Below are 3,872 nucleotides of genomic sequence, written 5' to 3' on the forward strand. Positions count from 1 at the left end.
ACCAAGTAACACCCCCAGCACCACCCGCCACACCCGCCCACCCGGGCACGACAACGCCGCTGCACCCGACCACCCGGTCCGGTCCAGCGGCGTCGCGGCACACCCGGACACCGACGCGGCCCGGTCGCTACCGCGCGAGCCGCCCCAGCAGCCCGGAGGCCGCCGCGATGCCGAGCCCCGAGGCCAGCGTCAGCACCGCGAAGTCCAGCGGAAGGTGCGCCGGGGTGCCGATGAGGAGCCCCCGCAGCGCGTCGACCTGGTAGCTGAGCGGGTTGGCCCGGCTGACCGCCTGCAGCCAGCCGGGCATCAGGTCCACCGGGTAGAGCGCGTTCGAGGCGAAGAACAGCGGCATGGTGATCGCCTGGCCGATGCCCATCAGCCGGTCCCGGGTGAGCACGAGGCCGGCGACGGCCATCGACAGGCACGAGAAGAAGGCCGACCCGAGCACCACCGCGACCACGACGCCGAGCAGCCGCAGCGGGTTCCAGGTCATCGCGACCCCGAGCGCCGCCGCGAGCAGCACCACCACGGCGGCCTGCAGCACCGCCTTGACCCCGGCGGCGAAGGCCTTCCCGGTGACCAGCGCGGCCCGCGGGGTCGGGGTGACCAGCAGCTTGGTGAGCACGCCGGAGTCCCGCTCCCAGATGATCATGATGCCGTAGAAGATCGCGATGAACATCGCCGACTGGGCGATGATCCCGGGCGCCAGGAAGTCCAGGTACGGAATCCCGCCGGTCGGGATCGCCTTCAGCCGGGTGAAGGTCTCGCCGAAGATCAGCAGCCAGAGCGCCGGCTGGACCGCCCGGGTGTACAGCTCGGTGCGGTCGTGGCGCAGCTTCTGCAGTTCGACCACGCACATCGCGGCCACCCGGGCCGGCACCACCCGCCCCCCCGTGCGGGCACGCGGCGGGACCAGCAGCAGAGCGAGGTCGGGCAGGTCGGCGGCCGGGGCGGGGCCGGCGGGTTCAGCCGACCCGGCCGGCCGTGCGACGGGTTCGGCGGACATCGCTGAAGTCTCCTTCCGTGGCCTCGCCACGGCCCAGGCCGCGGCCCGAGAAGTGGCGGAACACGTCGTCCAGACTGGGCTCGGACTGCCGCGGGTCCTGTTCCCGGACCCGGTCCTTGAGCTCTCCCGGGGTGCCGAGCGCGCGGATCCGGCCGCGGTCCATCAGCGCGATCCGGTCGCAGTGCCGGTCGGCCTCGTCCATGTAGTGGGTGGTCACCAGGACGGTCATCCCGGTGGCCCGGCGGATCGCGTCGACGCGCTCCCAGACGCCGGCCCGGGCGATCGGGTCCAGGCCGATCGTCGGCTCGTCCAGGACGAGCAGGCGCGGGGCGCTGACCAGGGCCTGGGCGAGTTCGAGCCGGCGCACCATGCCTCCGGAGAAGGTGCCGGCCATCCGGTCGGCGGCCTCGGTGAGGTCGACGGCGGCCAGCGCCTGGGCGACCCGCTCGGACCGCTCGGACCTCGGCACGTCGAAGACCCGGGCGAACAGGGCGACGTTCTCGCGACCGGTCAGCCCCGCGTCGGCGGACAGCTGCTGCGGGACGTAGCCCAGCAGCCGGCGCACCTGCGTGCGCTGCCGGGCGGCGTCGTGGCCGAAGACCCGGACCATGCCGGCGGCCGTCGGGAGCAGGGTGGTGATCGCCCGGATCGTGGTGGTCTTGCCGGCGCCGTTGGGGCCGAGCAGGCCGAACACCTCGCCGGTGCGGACCGTCAGGTCGACCCCGTCGACCGCCTTGGTGGCACCGTCCTTCCCCCGGCCGCGATGGAAGGAGTACTCCAGGCCGCGGCAGACCACCGCCTCGTCCTCGCCCGACGTCATCGCCGCACCCTCTCCTTCGCCCCGTTCGCCTTCGGCTTGTCCGGCCTCGTCTCCGGCCTCGTCGTCTCCGGTCGGGCGCGCAGGCCCGCCGCGACGCCGCGCAGCGCGGGCAGCGCGGCGTCCAGCGCCGTCCGCTCCTCGGCGGACAGCCCCGCCACCACCTCGCCGACCAGCGCCGACCGCCGGGCCCGCCAGGCCGCGAGCCGTTCGACCGCCTCGTCGGTGACGTGGAGCAGGGCGGCCCGACGGTCGGCCGGGTCCACCTCGCGGCGCAGCAGGCCCAGCGCGACCAGTTGGTTGACCAGGGTGGAGACCGAGTTGCCGGCCAGGCAGAGCTCCGCGGCCGCGTCCGAGACCCGCAGGCCCGGCGAGTCGGCCACCAGGCGCAGCAGCTCGACCTGCGCGCCGCGCAGCCGGGGCTCGGTCAGGCCCTCCCGCAGCCGTCGTCGGACCAGGCGCTGGATCCCGACGAGGAGGGTGGAGAACTCGTCGCCCAGGGCGGTGGCGGAGGTGTCCGTGACATCCGCGGTCATGCCTCCATTTTAGCTCTCAGTGAGAGCTATCCGTCCAGGGCGCGGGCGATGGAAAGCCGCTCGGACCGGACGTTCACGTCGGATTCACGCCAGCCCAACACCCCGCCACGCTGGTGGACTTCGACCCGAACCCACCCCGCACGGACAGGACCGCCGGCATGCCCGACACCGCTCTTCCAGACACCGCTCTCCTCGCCCCGCCCGCATCCGCCGGCGCCCCGCCCGGCCCCCGCGCCAGGACCGGCGGCTGGCCCGCCGTGCTGGCCGTGACGGCCGGCGTCTTCTCCCTCGTCACCACCGAGATCCTGCCGATCGGCCTGCTCACCCCGATCGGCGCCTCCTTCCGGATCTCCGACGGCACGGCCGGGCTGATGATGACGCTGCCCGGCCTGGTCGCCGCGGTGGCCGCGCCGGTGGTCACCGTCACCACCCGGCGCACCGACCGCCGCACCATGCTCTGCGGCCTGCTGGCGCTGCTGGCGTTCGCCGACCTGCTCAACGCGCTCGCCCCCGCCTACTGGGCGGTGCTGGCGGCCCGGGTCGCGCTCGGCCTGGTGATCGGCGCATTCTGGTCGATCGGGTCGGGGCTCGCCCCGCGCCTCGTCGCACCGGCGCGGCAGGCCCGGGCGAACACCGTGTTCTTCACCGCCGTGCCGCTCGGCTCGGTCATCGGCGTGCCGGCCGGGGTCCTGATCGGCTCACTGGCCGGCTGGCGCACCGCCTTCGCCGCGATGGCCGCGCTGACCGTACTGGTGCTCCTCGCACTCCTGGTCTCGCTGCCGCCGCTCCCGCCGGGGGCCGGCACGGGTCTCGGCGTGCTGCGCGGGCTGCTCGCCGGGCGGGGCACCCGCAGCGGCCTCGCGGTGACCTTCCTGATCGTGCTGGCCCACTTCGGCAGCTACACCTACGTCTCGCCGTTCCTGGCGGAGGTCACCCACGCGGGGCCGGGGCTGGTCACCGGGCTCCTGCTCGGCTACGGCGCGGCCGGGCTGCTCGGCAACGTCCTCGCCGGTGACCGGGCGGCCCGGGCCCCCGGAGCGGCGCTGGCCGGCGCCGCCGCCCTGCTCGCCGGCGCGACCCTGCTGCTGCCGGTCCTGGGCGGCTCCGGTCCGGGCGCCGCCGTCGTCCTGGTGCTCTGGGGGGTGGCGTACGGCGCCGTCCCGGTCTGCTCGCTGACCTGGTTCCTCGCTGCGGCGCCGCAGGCACCGGAGGCGGCCGGGGTGGTGTTCACCTCATCGTTCCAGGCGACCCTGTCGATCGGCGCCCTGGCGGGCGGCACGGTGGTGGACCACGGGTCGACCACCGCCGTCATGCTGCTGGGCGGCGGCACTGCGCTCCTCGCGGCGGCCACCGCCTGGGCCTGCCGCGGCCGGATCCACCCCACCGCCTCGGGGGCTCCGACCGGCGCCGGAGCGGCCGCCGCCGTCCGGCACCGGCCGGGGCCCCCGGCCCGCCGGGTGACCCCCCCCCGCCCCGCCCCCCCCCGGGCGGGGCGCCGCGACCGGGCCCGCGG

Annotated in this window: 4 protein-coding genes; 1 reads left to right on the top strand and 3 read right to left on the bottom strand. The window is 75.6% G+C overall.

Translation table 11 applies throughout. The annotated features are described in order from the left end of the window. Positions 1-127 precede the first annotated feature (127 nt). Genes ABZ495_RS36840 through ABZ495_RS36850 form a run of 3 tightly spaced genes read right to left on the bottom strand, consistent with a single transcriptional unit; the run spans position 128 to position 2,359 of the window. Positions 128-1,006 carry an ABC transporter permease gene (locus tag ABZ495_RS36840; protein ID WP_359840348.1) on the bottom strand — a complete coding sequence of 293 codons (879 nt, stop codon included), beginning with the start codon at positions 1,004-1,006 and terminating at the stop codon, positions 128-130. Continuing rightward, positions 966-1,826 (bottom strand): ATP-binding cassette domain-containing protein, encoded by an 861-nt coding sequence (locus ABZ495_RS36845; protein WP_329491075.1) that lies wholly within the window; start codon positions 1,824-1,826, stop codon positions 966-968. The genes ABZ495_RS36840 and ABZ495_RS36845 overlap by 41 nt, the downstream gene beginning before the upstream one ends. Next, positions 1,823-2,359 (bottom strand): MarR family transcriptional regulator, encoded by a 537-nt coding sequence (locus ABZ495_RS36850; protein WP_359811533.1) that lies wholly within the window; start codon positions 2,357-2,359, stop codon positions 1,823-1,825. Before ABZ495_RS36850 ends, ABZ495_RS36845 begins: the two co-directional genes overlap by 4 nt. Before the next feature lie 158 nt (positions 2,360-2,517). Here ABZ495_RS36850 and ABZ495_RS36855 point away from each other — a divergent pair. After that, positions 2,518-3,872 (top strand): MFS transporter (locus ABZ495_RS36855; protein WP_359840350.1); only part of this gene is annotated, 1,355 nt, incomplete at its 3' end.

The sequence above is a fragment of the Kitasatospora sp. NPDC005748 genome, from assembly GCF_040630735.1.
Classification (GTDB): Bacteria; Actinomycetota; Actinomycetes; order Streptomycetales; family Streptomycetaceae; genus Kitasatospora.

Coding starts and splice junctions, on each gene's coding strand:
- ABZ495_RS36840 (WP_359840348.1), bottom strand. CDS start 1,006: ATGTCCGCCGAACCCGTCGCACGGCCGGCCGGGTCGGCTGAACCCGCC.
- ABZ495_RS36850 (WP_359811533.1), bottom strand. CDS start 2,359: ATGACCGCGGATGTCACGGACACCTCCGCCACCGCCCTGGGCGACGAG.
- ABZ495_RS36845 (WP_329491075.1), bottom strand. CDS start 1,826: ATGACGTCGGGCGAGGACGAGGCGGTGGTCTGCCGCGGCCTGGAGTAC.